The organism is Acinetobacter sp. LCT-H3 (assembly GCF_001866125.1).
GTDB lineage: Bacteria > Pseudomonadota > Gammaproteobacteria > Pseudomonadales > Moraxellaceae > Acinetobacter > Acinetobacter schindleri.
The window spans coordinates 1-14,937 of sequence record NZ_MODX01000041.1 but is presented as its reverse complement, the minus strand read 5'-3'; the positions used below and the strand labels follow the sequence as shown (position 1 = coordinate 14,937).

The following is a 14,937-nucleotide window of genomic DNA, read 5'->3' as shown; positions in this document are numbered from 1 at the left end:
AATTTATTCGATGAAAGAATAATAGGATAAATCAAAACACAGGTAAAACAGTTTGTTTTTATACAAATGATCGTTTTTTCAGATTATTAAATAATTTTTAATATGATTTCAATACATTGGCATATAGCTATTTCATTAAACAACCATATTTCCTTTACTCCCCACGAGGGAAAACAATAAAAAGAAAAGCTCTATGACTGGAGCTTTATTCATTTAGTTCAAGCGTTGTTCAATCCGCAATGAACGTTTTTTAATGGCATTGGCCAATGCAAAGAAAATCAAACTCATCACTACAGATACGGCCAATATAATACTGATGACTACCTGAACAATATCGGTCAACTGATTGGCTTGTTGTACCTGGGTACTGACCGATTCAGCTGCCGGTGTCAGGGCCTTGCCGTATACCTGCTGTTGCATGGTCCACAGCTGCTCTGCCTTAAAACCATATTGATCAAACTGATTGTCGCTTTTCTCCGCCTCAATTAGTCGCAGTACATGCGGTCGGGCGGCTGATAAATCGGCTGGTTCATGCAATAAAGCGGTCTGCGCAAGCAAATAGGACTTCACCGGTGCTTTAATATCTTCCGCATCCACTAAATAACGGGCAATATCACTGTCATTGATATTGCTGTCGTAATATACCGCCTTTTGATATGCATCATCATGATCACCATTCAGGTCGTGCTGCCAGTAGCTCAGTCCGCCCCAGATCAGGATAAAAGCAATCAACCAGCCCACAAATTTCATTACAAAGGACTGAAAGCGAACATAAAAATAACGGATTTTTTTCAGGAAGTGCACGACAAAGAATGCACCAATAAAAGAAGCAAACAATTTCAGAATCAGCCAGCCAAACCAGCTTAATAGACTGAAGAAATAGTCGGGGCTGTCACCAATACTGGCTAAATTGGCATCAACACTAACCGGTAGATGCAATTGCTGCACTTCGGTACTGAGTCCGAAAAATCCATAGACAAGTTCCTGATGCAGAAACAGGCCAATTAAGGATGCAATACCAACGGTGGCCGTCGTGACACTAAGTAAGGTCAGGCGGTTCTGACGCTTTTTCAGTGCAACGACACCCTGCTCAATCTCACGAGGATTTACAGCATACTCATCTAATGGTGGCAAACCTGACTCCTCTAATAAATCCGGGGACAGGTACTCAATATTATTCCGACCTGTCTGTACTTGATTCAATGACCAGATAATTCAGATTATCCTGCAAGGCTTTTAAACGTGCTGTTGCTTCAGTACGTTTCTGCATGCCTTCTTTCTGAATCTGAATCACATCATTTACTGTATTAATAAGGGTATTTTGGACATGTTCAAGTGTTTCTATGTCAATGACTGAACGCTGGTTGGCACGAGCCGTGTCGACAGAGTTCTGATGCAGCAGGTCAGCATTGCGACGTAACAGCTCATTGGTCGCATCATCAATACTATTGGCAAGCTGGACACTGTTCTTTTGTTCATGCAGGGAAATCGCCAGGCTGATCTGGTTCTTCCAGGCCGGCAAGGTAATGTTTTTAATCGCATAGAATTTGTCGACCAGCATCAGATTATTAGATTGAATAATGCGAATCATGGGCAAGGTCTGCATCGCGGATTGCTGTAATACCTGCAAATCACTGATACGTTTTTCCAGATTATTGGCCAGATGATTCAGGTCATAAATTTTCTGGGTAGTGCTCTGATCTTGTGGTAATGCTGTCAATGCAGCAATATCCTGCTGTAATTCATGTTCACGGATGCGCCCTGCAGCAATATGAATGCCCAGCTGCTTATATTCATCCTGCACACCATCGAACATTTTATCTAAAGTCGATACACGTGCTTTCAAGCCAGATTGTGAAGTCTCAATTTCTTTAACCAGTACATCAATCTGTTCTTTGGTGGTATTAAAATGAGTATCAAAATTCTGTTTGGCACCTTTGAATTTATTAAGCAGATTACCGAAGAAACCTGAGGTTTTATTTTTGCTCAGAATACTGGAAGCATTCAGCTGCTGTGCCACCTGAACCACCTGATTCAGTTTCTGGCCTGTTGTATCCAGATCCCGGTTTTGAACCAGATTGAGCAGTTCATCAGTATAGGTCGCAGTCTTGCTGGCAATATTCTTGCCGTATTCTGCAACAGCATTATGACTCATTTCCTGCAATTCCTTGCGCACTGCCAGCACTTCCTGAAAATCCTCAGGCTGTAAACCCAGTTCTTTCAGGTCCATTTGCTGAAATTTCTGTTCAGCAATTTCATTGTCTTTTTTGACAGGCAGATTCACAGTATCAGGATTGGTCATAGTTCACCTTATCTTGTTATATTTTCGAGGGTTTCTCGAGCGATTTTCTTAACGTTTTAATCAGATTTTCCCGACTATTATCAAGTTTTTCCAGATCACTTGTCGAGTGTTTACTGTTGCTTTGTTTGACATGATATTGCCAGGCCGGAATCAATACCTGCTGTGCTTCCTTAAACCGGTCCAGCAGGCTAAAGGAAAGCTGTTGGGATAGTTGCATCTGGGTAATGGCAATATCATTACTGGCTTGCAGGGTTTTTAAGGTATAGATTTTCTTGGATAAACGTTCTGAGAAATTATCCAGCGGATGCTGGTTTTTCACAAACTGTGGATATTCCTGCAGAAACTCTTCTGCAGCCAGAATATGTTTAGCCATCTGTTCACGTAAACCTGTGAGCTGCTGAAAGCGTGACTGGGATTTCTGGATTTCAATCTGTAGTTTACGGCTGAGATGACTGGCCTGATCCAGCAAGCGATCCAGATTTTTATAATACTCAACCTGACTGGAGCCATAATCCAGATCAATTCCTAGCCATTTTTGCAAGGCATTAAACTTGCGCTGTTTCAGATATTTTCTGGAATTTGCCAGCGCCTGAATAATTTTTTCAATGGTCTGGCTGAGCTGTTGGGTGAGTTGCGGATCAACCCCATTTAACAGGACTGCCTGGGCTTGAATCAGCTGATCGGCATAATGATTCAACCTGTACTGATCGCTGAGCAAAGGGACAAGCTCATTACGCTTGATGCTTAAAATCTCACTCGGATCTGCTGCAACATCCTGGATCGGGATCAAAACATCTATCTGTGACATAGCCCTTTAAACTCAGTTGAACCGATTTTTATAGTACGTGGTTTCCTTCAACATAACATGTAGCATTTTGCAAAGGAAAGCCTTTAAGGTATAGAATTTTTTATATAAGCTAAAGATATTGTTGGATTTAAGCTTTAGTTATCTTAATGAAATTACAAAATACCAAAGCCAAATAAAAAAGCCCCACTAATCTGGGGCTTTTTTATTATGCAAGAGATCAGACCGACTTTATAAATAGTCCCCTTCACGTTCTGGCTGATACAGCACCTTTTCTATTTTGACTTTCATCATTTCACCGTCTGGCTGCGGCCATTCAATGGTTTGCCCTTCTGCCAGCCCAAGGATCGCGGCACCAACAGGCGCTACAATATTCAGCTGTCCCGGCTCGCCCTTGAACTCATGCGGATAGACCAGCGTAATTTCTTTGGTCTGGTTAGCAATTGTGACCAAGGCGCGTGCATGCATGGTAACGATATTGGCAGGAATATCTTGAGGTTTAACTACCTCTGCCCGTGCCAGTTCATCCTCTAGCTGCTGCATGGTTGGAGTCAGCTTGGGTTGATTTTCAAGCATAGTCTCCAGACGGTTCAGATCCTGTTCCGACAAAATAAGCTTGGTTTTTTGCATGCATTCTCTCCTGATCGAGCATTTCAATGAATCTTCATAAACAGATTAAAATTAAATTCTTGATTTAAAAAATATTTGCAATATATTTAAAACTAAAATAACGAAATAAAAAGAAGAATAAGATGGCATTTGCACAATCTACTTCAACATACAGTAGCACGGATTTCATGCAAGGTCTGCGTGCTCAGCTGCATCATCCGGATTCGGAACGTACCTTTTATGTCAGTCAGGCATTAAAGACCATTAACTTTGATAATAGTCCAGAAAGCCTGCTTCGTCTTGATCAATTTTTTCAGGCATTTAAGAAGCATTTAGGAATTTTAATAGCTGACTTTAACAAGACCATTCAAAAGCTGAATACTGTACTCTTGATCACCAGCCAGATCGGTTATTTTATCAGTTCTGAATTGAACGTACTGAACATTGGCTAAGCCTTAAAGAACTCCAAATGGTGGCTTTAATACCAGGTACCGAGTTTGCCAATTCACAATATTACTATGGCTTGGAGCTTCATGGGCAGATCGTATTTCCGATTGATTATGTTTTGAAGCATTTTTCAAGTATGGAAATGAACACCAGTATCAGTGAAGATATTCAGAGCTTTATTTTTAATTATCGACATCCGCAAGCCATAGATCAATACGATTACTCTACTGTATTCCGAATTTAAAGCATAAGCTGTAAAAGCAGAATTTTTGAGCTTGTTGATCGCAATTGATTATTAAGTAAACAAGCTATTTAGTTGATTGAATTAAAAAAATAAAAAATAAAAAAGCCCCCAGATCGGGAGCTTTTTTCTGCTTCAGCTACAATTATTTAGCATATACGGGGAATTTTGCACATACAGCTGCAACTTTTTCTTTAACCGCAGCGATCACAGCTTCTTCGCCTTTACTGTCCAGGATGTCAGCGATCCAGCCAGCAAGTTCACGTACTTCAGCTTCGCCAAAACCACGAGTGGTTACTGCAGGTGTACCAATACGGATACCAGAAGTGACGAATGGAGAACGTGGGTCGTTTGGTACAGAGTTTTTGTTTACAGTGATGTGAGCAGCACCTAACCAAGCATCAGCGTCTTTACCAGTAATGTCTTGTTTGATCAGAGACAACAAGAACAGATGGTTCTTTGTACCGCCAGAAACAACGTCATAACCGCGTTCAATCAGAACTTCAGCCATTGCTTGCGCATTCTTCACAACTTGTTGCTGGTAAGCTTTGTATTCAGGTGCCATTGCTTCTTTGAAGCAGATCGCTTTAGCAGCAACCGCGTGAACCAGAGGACCACCTTGGTTACCTGGGAATACAGCTGATTGAAGTTTTTTCTCAATTTCTTCGTTTGCTTTTGCAAGGATCAAACCTGAACGTGGACCACGAAGTGTTTTGTGAGTCGTTGTCGTGGTTACGTCAGCAATTTGAACTGGGCTTGGGTAAACGCCAGCAGCAACCAGGCCAGCCACGTGAGCCATATCAACAAACAGGTACGCGCCTACTTTGTCTGCGATTTCACGGAAACGTTGCCAATCTACGATTTGGCTGTACGCAGAGAAACCAGCCACGATCATACGTGGTTTGTGTTCTACAGCTAGACGTTCAACTTCTTCATAATCGATCTCACCAGTTTCCGGGTTTAGACCGTATTGAATCGCGTTATAAGTTTTACCAGAGAAGCTTACTTTCGCACCGTGAGTCAAGTGACCACCGTGAGCCAAGCTCATACCCAATACTGTGTCGCCTGGGTTAAGCAGCGCTAAATAAACTGCAGAGTTTGCTTGAGAACCAGCATGTGGCTGAACGTTAGCATAATCAGCACCAAATAATTCTTTAGCACGGTCAATTGCCAATTGTTCAATGACATCTACATATTCACAACCGCCATAGTAGCGTTTGCCTGGGTAGCCTTCTGCATATTTGTTAGTGAGTTTTGATCCTTGAGCTTCCATTACTGCTGGTGAACAATAGTTTTCAGAAGCGATCAACTCGATGTGCGCTTCTTGGCGAGCATCTTCGTTAGAGATTGCTTGAGCGATTTCTGGATCAAATTCAGCAATAGAGATATTGGCAAACATTAGCGAGGTCCTATTAAATTAGGGCTTTTAAGCCGTGCTAAGATTGGCGCGTATTGTAACATGAACTTTGCCAATTTCGATCATGAACTTTATTCAGTTTGCAATAAAAATAGCTCATGCTTAAAAAAACATGAGCTATAGAGATAAAAATAAGTTATTGAATTGGCATTAGAGATTTTACATCTCTTACAATATTGTCGACATTTTCAGTGACTACCGTGCTGTGATCCCAGCGATCCACCACGTTTGTAATGAATTTATCGTCAATATATTCAAATCTCGTGCCTTTAGATTCCAGCATTGCCTTTAATAATAAAGTTGCCTCTTCAGGGACTGTGGTGTCATTTGAACCTTGATAAATAATGACCCGCTGATCCAGTTTGACATTGCCCGGCTGTGAATCATTGACCAGGAAATTGTTAATTACCGGCAGGGTCATAAAGTTATCTTGAGTACGGCCATAATCTTGCAAAGAATTATTATGCGTTGCTGCATATTGTCCCATCGGTGCGCCAAAGGCATTTGCAACATCTGTAGCACATTCTACTTCTGCAATTGGAGCAATCGTAGCTGATTGTGGTTTAAATACCTGATGATAATTTACGAATATATTATGCCCTTGCATGCCTGCAACAATTAAAGCTGTAAACATATCTAACTTGGCATATACAGGGGTTTGTACATTTCCCGGGAGTCCTTTGACTGAATTTTCTCCAGCCATCAAGATTGTCTCTAGATTCGAAGCCGGTGCCACAGCAATGGTTCCTTTGTAGTTTAAATTTGCTCGCGATGCATATTGTGCAGCACCTAAGGCTGCATGCCCGCCCTGAGAATGTCCAACAGTCATCCATTCTGTGGAAATATTTTTGCCTTGACTAGTTAAATAGTTACGTGCCGCAACTACAGCATCGGTAATTGAAAAAGCTTCACTTTTAAGATTCAGGAAGGGATGATTGCCTTCCGCCCCCAAACCTTCATAATCGGGTGCAACCACCACATAGCCTGCATCAATCAATTTCTGGATTAAAACTGCGCTGCTTCCTAAGCCTTGACGACTTGGCGCACATTTATCAGCCACACCCACCGTTCCATGTGCCCAGGCTACAATTTTCCATCCACTTGTCGGTACAGCGCCGGTTGGAGTGAAAAGCAAAGAGGTTGCCTGGACTTCCTTTCCATCGACACCTAACATTTTATAAGTTAGTAATTGCCGGTCTGCGTTCAGATCCGGGTATGCGTCTCCGGTATTAGGGTCTGTATACGCCTCTACTCGTACTACCGGATTGGCAATATTATTTACCGGAATAGCGGGTTTGGACTCATAATTACCATCATCATCGCTATCATTACACGCAGTTAAAGCTACGCTTAGGGCGAGTAGAGAACCAGTCAATACATGACGTTTCATCGATCTTATCCTTGTCTTAATTATTGTCTCTTATGATTTTTATAGTTTTATCAAATGATAAAACTAGAGATTAATTTCCCAAGTTATTGTATTAATGGCAAGAGATTATTTTGTTATTTATCTAACAAATACAGTCCAAGTTTAGCTTGATTTCGGCATAATAAACTTAAGCTCTGGAAATAATTACAGAAACTACAAAAACCTTTATTTATTAGTTCAGTTTAAAAATATTCTGTATCAGTCAAAAAGCCTTCAATTAAAAGTAAAAATCAGGCATTCCAATTGTCAATAGTGAAATAATAATGTTAGATTTTAATCCTCACCTTTTTCAGGCAAATTTTCGTCATGCAGGCCATCATTCTCGACACTGAAACCCATACACTAAACGGTCAGCCGATTGAAATTGCGTATGCGCCTGTGGACATTCTGGACCATAAAATCAGCTTGGATAAAAGCCGACTGTTTGATCAGCTCTATAGCTGTGATGAACCGATTTCTTTTGCAGCCATGGCCGTGCACCATATTCTGGAATCAGATCTGGAAGGACAACCACATTACAGCAGTTTCGAACTTCCACAGGAAACCACTTATATTATTGGTCATAATATTGATTACGATATTCGAGCCTTAGAAAAATGCGGTGTAAATTCATCTAATATTAAAGCGATTTGTACGCTCGCTTTGGCTCGTCGCGTATGGCCAGATGCTGAGGCCCACAATATCTCTGCCCTGATTTATATGATTACCCGTGGCAGTGACCGTGCCCGTGAAATGATCCGTAAAGCGCATCGTGCCGATATGGATATTATTCTGACCGCAAATATCCTGATGCATATTGTGCATCACCTGAAAATCAGCAGTATTGAAGAACTATATGAAGCTTCTGAAGATGCGCGTATTCCACGTACCATCAATTTTGGTAAGCATCGTGGCACTGCGATTGCTGAACTGCCTGCTGACTATGTGCAATGGCTGCTTCGTCAGGAGGATCTCGATCCTTATCTGCGTAAGGCTTTAGAAAATACTGCAATTACAACACTTTAATTTTAAGTAAATTTAACAAAATCTTCATATTAGTGTAATTTTCTCATATTAGCATCTACCTGAATTCTGTATATAAGGCATTCAGGTATGATGCGCTATTCAAAAACTGCAAAGGGTCTATATGTTCTTCAACATCGTAATGTCGAGCTTAATGCACGTCAAAGACGTCTTTTGGTTTTAATTGGCACTGAAGATTTTGATTTACTCACACCTCAGTTTAAAGCGCGTATTGCACCACATGATTTGCTGCAACAATTATGTGATATAGGACTGATTGAAATACAAGAGTTAGAGACTTCAAATGCAGCATTCGGTACAGAGTCAGCACAGACTTCAGCGCCTACTAATAACTCAGTAAAAGCTTCATTTCCACACTTTCCTGAATCAAATATTCAGACTTCAATCACCCGTCCTGCCTCATCTGCCGATCTTGAAGCGCCGATTACCACGACATTAGTTGCCACGACTCACGTGCCTGACGTACCTGCTGACATTACCTATATAACACTCAACCAAGAACAAGTACGCAGCTTGATGCTGAACAGTTTAAAAAAATACTGTGGCTTATTGGCCAAACAACACATTCAAAATATTGCTCAAGCACCAGATATCGATGCCTTAAAAGTCTGTCAGGTGCAATGGTTGACACTCCTCCAGGAAAGCCGCATGCCTTCTCAAGAGTTAAACCAACTGTTCAAGCAAATTAGCCATGCTTTATCCATGCTGCGTGCTCAGGCTTAAAACTCTTCATAGATTCAGTCTTTTTAAGTCTATCTTAAGTTTAAAGATAAATAAATCCGGCGAAAAAATTTTTCTATTTAATTGAAAAATATAATTTTAATTCGTACAAAAGTAGTTGTATTCATTTACTTTTGACTATAGATGCATAGCTATATTAAGGATTTAAAGCCATATAGAATGTATTACTTTTTATTCTTCCCACGCTTATGCAACACTATCTTGAATTCGATGCCTTTGATAATCCCATGCAACTGAGCAAGGTGGGAAACTGGGTCATTACTTTTGTCAGTGCTGCGGATGAACTAGAACATATTCAGTTGGCGATCACGTATGTCTTGCCTCGCCAGATCAGTGATGCGCTGCAACCACGTCGCATACTGATTGAGAAAACTGCCTATGAACATCAATGGCTGATTCAGACGATTGAATGCTTTGACAGCCAGACCAATCAGGAAGTACAAATTGCAGATGCAGATGCATTGGGACAACAAACGCTTCAGCAGATTCTGGAAGAATTTGGTCGTTATGACGTGAATGTCACTCTAAAAAGTTTTTAAGTTTAAGCTCATTCGGAAGTTATTAACTCAATGCTTGAACTATCTACTATTCAGGCATTTAGTTAAAAATCGCGTTAAGCTAAGTGCATAATAATAGATAAGAATAGAATCTAAATTATGCGATATGCTCATCAACATAACACTCAAGCCCTCGTCCTATTTCAGCTTCACCAAAATATAGAAGAATGCCTGAGTGCTTTTAATTTGAAGTCTCAAAGTCGCCAGCTCAGGCTTCAACCCGATCCTCTGTCTCAAGCATATCTCCTTATACAAAAACATGACTTAGGACAGGTATGCCATCAAATCCGTATAAACCGTAGCGAAGTATCCGATCCTCATCCCTTAGTTCGTTATCATCTGCTGGCATTTATTTTTAATCAGTTAATCTGAAATAATAGGATTTAAAAAAATAGCCCATCTTAGATGAGCTATAGCTTCTATATTTCCAGACTTAACTGAAAAATAGTTTCCTATTTTGGCTCCATAACACGATAAATACAGTCTGTTTGCTCACTGGCAAATAGTAATTCAATCGTTGGTCGGATAATTTCATCGTCCACCACAATGTATTCAACTTGCTGTTCTAAACGTTGGGAAGAATCTCTATGCTGGGCACCGGCGCGCAATAATGCTTTTACATCAAGGATTTTTCCATACTGGTTTTTGACTTGCACATCAATCATCTCTTTTGTCATTGCGGTGCCCTCCTTTTAATTTGGATTTATTAATTCTCATCTTCTGAATTCTTATAACATATTTATTTAAAAGGCTTTCAAACGAATATGTAAGATTTTTTAGCAGGATATTATTCCGGCATAAGATGGATTGCAAAACCAAATGAATAGTTTTTTTCTACTCCCATTAATCGTACAGACAAAACCAAAAACCAGACATTAAAAAGCCCGCATCGCTGCGGGCTCTGTGTTGGATGGCTAGTGCTAGATTTATTGCCTGAATCGAAATTCGAGCTCAACTAACTGTCATTGATCCGTCCAACTTATTGGTAGCGTCGCATGGTTTTTTGACCTACCGTAAGCTTAATATAGGCTGCACTTGATGGTGGCACAAGTCCTGATTACATTTCTAAAAGTAGATTCATACAATTTTTCAATTGTGATTTTTATAAAATCCGTTAGTCTTGTTGACTTCCGAATCTATTCATTTCAGCGCAAAATACGCTGTCTTTTCTATCCGATGCTCAGTCATGATCTGGCAACTTATTCTTAGTGATCTGTATCGCTATTGCGGTAATATTTCAGCAAAATCTCTGATTAAAAACTATCTGTTTAACCGCGGTTTTAATTTTAGCTTCTGGTTGCGTCTGGCCTCTTCCAACTCATTTATTGCGAAATTGGCCTACCCTATTTTTTATTATAAGAAAAAGAAATACGGCATCGACATTCATTGCAGTACGCAAATTGGTTATGGATTATATATCGGCCATGGTGGACCTGTAGTAGTGAACCCTACTACAATTATTGGCAATAATGTGAATCTGTCACAATTTACGACCATTGGTGCCAATGGCGGGAAACAGGCAGCCTATATCGGCGATAATGTTTATATTGGGCCGAATGTCTGCATTATTGATAATGTCAAAATTGGCAACAATGCCACGATCGGTGCTGGTAGTGTGGTCACTAAAGACATTCCTGAAAATGCCACAGCCGTGGGAAATTATGCCAAAGTGATTCATTATAATAATGCAGGTAACTCCGTAAACCGCCGCTGGCCGCCTGGTGAAAAATAAAGAAGTTCATCTGAAATAAATAATGAATCCAGTTATCAAACCTAAAAATTTATAAGAATTTTAATCATCTGGATAGGTTTTGTGACGCTCATTTGGATTGTCTTTGAACAGAATGCATTTATGGATAAACAGATGTAGATACGAGCTGACTGACTTAAATTATACCATTTAAAAAAACTCCCTCAATTGAGGGAGTTTTTTTGACTTGGCTGTTTTAACCTGGAATCATTTCTGACACTGGTTCACGCGCCCAAACACGATGTTTCATAATCAGTTGCTTTAATTCCATAGCGACGGATTTGAAATCTTGATGTGAAAGCGTGCCTTCATCAGCGACCAAACCTAAAGTATTGATCAGATCAGCTTTTTCACCCAAGAGTACAATTGGCTTTAAGTGTACGTAAGCTTCAATAATGTAGTGTTTTGCCGTGCCGTCTTTCAACACCTGGTCATAATTATCACCGTCGACCATAACAACGGCATCATAAAGTACTGATGGCTCACCTCGTTGCATACCGTCTGCCATTACTTCTGCACCATTGCTACTCAATACAGGTGCAGGTGTCGGGGCGAGTACCTCAGCAATGGCACTTTCCTCCTTGGCCCAAGCTAATACCGCATCCACATTCGCCTGATTAACCTTGTCATGCACTAGAACAGCAATTTTCTTGCCCTTGATATCGGGCGCCGGGAAGGCTTCCAGAGAAATGCGTTTAGATGGTGTTACTTCCGGCAATTCCACATTCAGTTTTTCTGGCGGAATTACAATCCCCAGTTTGGTTGCCACCTGCTGAGCCAGATCCAGATCGATATTGCACAGAATTTCTAGCACTTCACGTTCACGGATATACAAACGTTGCACCTTGCTCAGCTCAAAAACATACGCATTCACCACATGACGTTGTTCATATGGCGTCAGACTGCGGTAATACAATCGTGCCTGGGTAAAGTGGTCACTAAATGATGGACTACGCTCACGAATCTTACGTCCGTCAATACGCTCGGCATAACTTTCGAAACCACCATTCGACGCTGCCGGTGTGGTTTCCGTTGGCCAGTTATTATCGATAGAATTTGGTTCATAAGAGGCCTGTCCACGATGGATCGCACGCTGATGATAACCATCACGCTGATTATTATGGAATGGGCAAACTGGCTGGTTGATTGGAATCTGGTGGAAGTTTGGTCCACCCAGACGAATCAACTGTGTATCGGTATAGGAGAACACACGTGCCTGTAGTAATGGGTCATTCGAGAAATCAATCCCCGGTACAATATGTGCCGGACAGAAGGCCACCTGCTCGGTTTCTGCAAAGAAGTTTTCCACATTACGGTTAAGTACAAAGCTACCGATTGGTGTAACCGGTACAAGCTCTTCAGGAATGAGTTTAGTCGCATCCAGCAGGTCAAAATCAAACTTGTGCTCATCGGCTTCAGGTACGATCTGTACACCTAGTTCCCATTCCGGATAATTGCCTGAATCAATTGCATCATACAAATCACGACGGTGAAAATCTGGGTCACGACCTGCCAGTTTTTGTGCCTCATCCCAAGTCAGCTGGGTCAGACCTTGTTTTGGTGTCCAGTGGAATTTAACAAAGACTGCTTCACCATCCGCATTGATCATACGGAAAGTATTGACACCGAAGCCTTGAATTGAACGGAAGTTACGTGGAATAGCACGGTCAGACATTGCCCACATCACCGCATGGGCAGTTTCAGGTACGAGAGAAACGAAATCCCAGAATGTATCATGCGCACTCTGTGCAGTAGGAATCTCGGTATGTGGTTCAGGCTTCATCGCATGCACGAAATCCGGGAACTTGATTCCATCCTGGATAAAGAATACTGGCGCATTATTTCCCACCAGGTCATATACCCCTTCCTGAGTATAGAACTTCATCGCAAAACCGCGAATATCACGTACTGTATCCGCTGAACCTCGTGGACCCTGTACGGTAGAAAAGCGCACAAACATAGGAGTCTCGCGCTCAGTATCGGTCAGGAATCCAGCCTTGGTAAAGCGCTCATTGCCAGGATAAGCCTTAAATACACCATGTGCTGCCACACCACGGGCATGCACAATACGTTCAGGAATACGCTCATGGTCAAAATGCGTCATTTTTTCCTGAAAGATAAAGTCTTCCAGCAAAGTTCCACCACGGGTACCAGCTTTCAGGCTATTCTGGTTATCAGAAATTTTCACCCCTTGGTTGGTGGTCAGAGCCTGCCCAGTTGCATCACGACGGTATGCATCAAGCTGGGCATTCTTCTCATTATGATTTTTCAAATCCGGACGATCAGTACCTGCTAGCTCACTCTTGGTCTCTTTCATGTGACTTCCTTATTATTACCCTTTTGATAAAAAACAAATTTGGCTTTAAGCTTTTGTTTTTTATCTTATATTATTTAAATGACGGCGATTGTTCACTCACATTCAAAGGAGTTATATCGCTTATTAGGCGCCTTTCTAAAATACTATGGGGCATACATGGAAGCTGTAGCGCTTTGTGACACCGTGTATAGATCAGTTAATGTTTAAGGAGAAGTCTGTATTCAGCAAATGCTATGTAGCGACTTTAGATAGCTTCAAGCAGGACTTAAGACGATTAATAAGCTATGCATGAACAATATCTTATTAATTATTTATATAATATTTTGAATTTTTATTGAATATTTTGATATAAAGTGTATGATGAATATCAAATACAAAGTATTGTTATTCTATTTTCTTTAAGTATCGTCGTTTTTAATTATTTTATAAGCATTCGTTTTTTCAGATCATCATTTCAATTCTTTCCTATTCTCAGCATATTTTCGTTTATTTAATTCGAAAAATACTAAAAATCAAAAGGTTATTTTATGTCTAATACAGTTACTGGCACAGTAAAATGGTTCAACGAAACTAAAGGTTTTGGCTTTATTCAACAAGAATCAGGTCCAGACGTTTTTGCTCATTTCCGAGAAATTAGCAGTTCAGGTTTCAAAACTTTATTTGAAGGCCAACAGGTTTCTTTCAGCATTGTTGAAGGTCAAAAAGGTCCTAATGCTGTGAATATTGTCGCTCTTTAATCGACAACATTCATTAGAGGGAGCCTACAAATCAGGCTCCCTCTAATTTTTGAAATCCCTAGTTTTATTCTATTTTCAAAAATAGAAGAAACATTAAAATAATAGGTAACACAATGAATCAATTTAATAATTTAATTGCTAAAGCAGCCAATGGCACTGAAATCCTGGTTTCTCTTATTCCATTAAATAAACAGCAAAATACTCGCCAAGGCTTTAAATGGGTCGAAGTTGGTAAGAAAGTTCTTTTACAGTCAGGTCTTGAAGTCGACTTAAATATGGATGGTCGGTCTTTTTATGCTCAAAGTAATGAGCTCTTTAAGTTTAAAGAGAGAATCATGTAATTCTTTACTTGCATTGAAAAAAAGATGCATCTGAATCCTGATCTATTTTTAATCAAGGATAGCGATAAAAAAATTTTACGAGGAAGTGTCTTATAGAGGACTTCCTTTTTTTATATTTTGAATTTTAATTTATTCTGAGTCAGTACTTTATTAATGACTATTCTGTTTATTAAAAAAAAACATCTTCTATATAAGATCTATTTCATAAATCAAAAAATGAT

General features: G+C 40.3%; 16 protein-coding genes. 8 read left to right on the top strand and 8 right to left on the bottom strand.

Annotated features, from left to right (window positions below):
* Positions 1 to 213 precede the first annotated feature (213 nt).
* The 4 genes from BK820_RS14060 to rnk form a co-directional block, all read right to left on the bottom strand.
* Positions 214 to 1,134, bottom strand: a complete 921-nt coding sequence (locus BK820_RS14060; protein WP_004815335.1) for a hypothetical protein — start codon at positions 1,132 to 1,134, stop codon at positions 214 to 216.
* A gap of 40 nt (positions 1,135 to 1,174) precedes the next feature.
* Positions 1,175 to 2,302 carry a toxic anion resistance protein gene (locus BK820_RS14055; RefSeq protein ID WP_071321261.1) on the bottom strand — a complete coding sequence of 376 codons (1,128 nt, stop codon included), beginning with the start codon at positions 2,300 to 2,302 and terminating at the stop codon, positions 1,175 to 1,177.
* Between the two features lie 16 nt (positions 2,303 to 2,318).
* Entirely contained in the window at positions 2,319 to 3,110 is a 792-nt protein-coding gene (locus BK820_RS14050) for a tellurium resistance protein (RefSeq protein ID WP_071321260.1), read from the bottom strand.
* Between the two features lie 228 nt (positions 3,111 to 3,338).
* Entirely contained in the window at positions 3,339 to 3,737 is a 399-nt protein-coding gene (gene rnk / locus BK820_RS14045; RefSeq protein WP_005222699.1) for a nucleoside diphosphate kinase regulator, read from the bottom strand.
* 122 nt (positions 3,738 to 3,859) lie between these two features.
* Between rnk and BK820_RS15720 the strand changes: the two genes are divergently transcribed.
* On the top strand, positions 3,860 to 4,168 hold the full coding sequence (locus tag BK820_RS15720) for a hypothetical protein (protein WP_228715854.1): 309 nt from the start codon (positions 3,860 to 3,862) through the stop codon (positions 4,166 to 4,168).
* Positions 4,169 to 4,185: 17 nt separating this feature from the next.
* Complete coding sequence (locus tag BK820_RS15715) at positions 4,186 to 4,407, top strand: hypothetical protein (protein ID WP_228715853.1); 222 nt, start codon at positions 4,186 to 4,188, stop codon at positions 4,405 to 4,407.
* A gap of 142 nt (positions 4,408 to 4,549) precedes the next feature.
* Here BK820_RS15715 and glyA read toward each other — a convergent pair whose 3' ends face one another.
* Together glyA and BK820_RS14030 are read right to left on the bottom strand one after the other, a co-directional pair.
* On the bottom strand, positions 4,550 to 5,803 hold the full coding sequence (gene glyA / locus BK820_RS14035) for a serine hydroxymethyltransferase (RefSeq protein ID WP_004815326.1): 1,254 nt from the start codon (positions 5,801 to 5,803) through the stop codon (positions 4,550 to 4,552).
* Positions 5,804 to 5,957: 154 nt separating this feature from the next.
* Positions 5,958 to 7,211 (bottom strand): alpha/beta hydrolase family protein, encoded by a 1,254-nt coding sequence (locus tag BK820_RS14030; protein ID WP_071321259.1) that lies wholly within the window; start codon positions 7,209 to 7,211, stop codon positions 5,958 to 5,960.
* A gap of 345 nt (positions 7,212 to 7,556) precedes the next feature.
* On the opposite strand from BK820_RS14030, the gene BK820_RS14025 reads away from it, so the two are divergent.
* The 3 genes from BK820_RS14025 to BK820_RS14015 all read left to right on the top strand — a co-directional run bounded on the left by BK820_RS14025 (position 7,557) and on the right by BK820_RS14015 (position 9,553).
* Positions 7,557 to 8,255, top strand: coding sequence for a DUF3820 family protein (locus tag BK820_RS14025; protein WP_004815320.1), 699 nt, complete (start codon positions 7,557 to 7,559; stop codon positions 8,253 to 8,255).
* Positions 8,256 to 8,345: 90 nt separating this feature from the next.
* Positions 8,346 to 8,996: a hypothetical protein gene (locus tag BK820_RS14020; RefSeq protein ID WP_249449730.1), complete on the top strand. Its 651-nt coding sequence runs from the start codon at positions 8,346 to 8,348 to the stop codon at positions 8,994 to 8,996.
* Between the two features lie 206 nt (positions 8,997 to 9,202).
* Positions 9,203 to 9,553: a hypothetical protein gene (locus BK820_RS14015; RefSeq protein WP_071321257.1), complete on the top strand. Its 351-nt coding sequence runs from the start codon at positions 9,203 to 9,205 to the stop codon at positions 9,551 to 9,553.
* A gap of 470 nt (positions 9,554 to 10,023) precedes the next feature.
* Here BK820_RS14015 and BK820_RS14010 read toward each other — a convergent pair whose 3' ends face one another.
* The gene (locus tag BK820_RS14010) at positions 10,024 to 10,248 is read right to left on the bottom strand and encodes a hypothetical protein (RefSeq protein WP_071321256.1); all 225 of its coding nucleotides are present in this window, start codon (positions 10,246 to 10,248) and stop codon (positions 10,024 to 10,026) included.
* 509 nt (positions 10,249 to 10,757) lie between these two features.
* Between BK820_RS14010 and BK820_RS14005 the strand changes: the two genes are divergently transcribed.
* Positions 10,758 to 11,303 (top strand): serine O-acetyltransferase, encoded by a 546-nt coding sequence (locus BK820_RS14005; protein WP_004815307.1) that lies wholly within the window; start codon positions 10,758 to 10,760, stop codon positions 11,301 to 11,303.
* 214 nt (positions 11,304 to 11,517) lie between these two features.
* On the opposite strand, the gene katE is transcribed toward BK820_RS14005, so the two are convergent.
* Positions 11,518 to 13,638: a catalase HPII gene (katE, locus tag BK820_RS14000; RefSeq protein ID WP_071321255.1), complete on the bottom strand. Its 2,121-nt coding sequence runs from the start codon at positions 13,636 to 13,638 to the stop codon at positions 11,518 to 11,520.
* 527 nt (positions 13,639 to 14,165) lie between these two features.
* On the opposite strand from katE, the gene BK820_RS13995 reads away from it, so the two are divergent.
* Together BK820_RS13995 and BK820_RS13990 are read left to right on the top strand one after the other, a co-directional pair.
* Positions 14,166 to 14,375, top strand: coding sequence for a cold-shock protein (locus BK820_RS13995; protein ID WP_004815299.1), 210 nt, complete (start codon positions 14,166 to 14,168; stop codon positions 14,373 to 14,375).
* Between the two features lie 113 nt (positions 14,376 to 14,488).
* Complete coding sequence (locus BK820_RS13990; RefSeq protein ID WP_004815297.1) at positions 14,489 to 14,716, top strand: hypothetical protein; 228 nt, start codon at positions 14,489 to 14,491, stop codon at positions 14,714 to 14,716.
* Positions 14,717 to 14,937: the final 221 nt, after the last annotated feature.

Excerpts from the sequence above, each read along its gene's own strand:
- BK820_RS13990 (WP_004815297.1), top strand. The coding sequence starts at position 14,489 with ATGAATCAATTTAATAATTTAATTGCTAAAGCAGCCAATGGCACTGAA.
- BK820_RS14005 (WP_004815307.1), top strand. The coding sequence starts at position 10,758 with ATGATCTGGCAACTTATTCTTAGTGATCTGTATCGCTATTGCGGTAAT.
- BK820_RS15715 (WP_228715853.1), top strand. The coding sequence starts at position 4,186 with ATGGTGGCTTTAATACCAGGTACCGAGTTTGCCAATTCACAATATTAC.
- BK820_RS14050 (WP_071321260.1), bottom strand. The coding sequence starts at position 3,110 with ATGTCACAGATAGATGTTTTGATCCCGATCCAGGATGTTGCAGCAGAT.
- BK820_RS14015 (WP_071321257.1), top strand. The coding sequence starts at position 9,203 with ATGCAACACTATCTTGAATTCGATGCCTTTGATAATCCCATGCAACTG.
- BK820_RS15720 (WP_228715854.1), top strand. The coding sequence starts at position 3,860 with ATGGCATTTGCACAATCTACTTCAACATACAGTAGCACGGATTTCATG.
- rnk (WP_005222699.1), bottom strand. The coding sequence starts at position 3,737 with ATGCAAAAAACCAAGCTTATTTTGTCGGAACAGGATCTGAACCGTCTG.
- BK820_RS14025 (WP_004815320.1), top strand. The coding sequence starts at position 7,557 with ATGCAGGCCATCATTCTCGACACTGAAACCCATACACTAAACGGTCAG.
- BK820_RS14020 (WP_249449730.1), top strand. The coding sequence starts at position 8,346 with ATGCGCTATTCAAAAACTGCAAAGGGTCTATATGTTCTTCAACATCGT.
- glyA (WP_004815326.1), bottom strand. The coding sequence starts at position 5,803 with ATGTTTGCCAATATCTCTATTGCTGAATTTGATCCAGAAATCGCTCAA.
- BK820_RS14010 (WP_071321256.1), bottom strand. The coding sequence starts at position 10,248 with ATGACAAAAGAGATGATTGATGTGCAAGTCAAAAACCAGTATGGAAAA.
- BK820_RS14055 (WP_071321261.1), bottom strand. The coding sequence starts at position 2,302 with ATGACCAATCCTGATACTGTGAATCTGCCTGTCAAAAAAGACAATGAA.
- katE (WP_071321255.1), bottom strand. The coding sequence starts at position 13,638 with ATGAAAGAGACCAAGAGTGAGCTAGCAGGTACTGATCGTCCGGATTTG.
- BK820_RS13995 (WP_004815299.1), top strand. The coding sequence starts at position 14,166 with ATGTCTAATACAGTTACTGGCACAGTAAAATGGTTCAACGAAACTAAA.
- BK820_RS14030 (WP_071321259.1), bottom strand. The coding sequence starts at position 7,211 with ATGAAACGTCATGTATTGACTGGTTCTCTACTCGCCCTAAGCGTAGCT.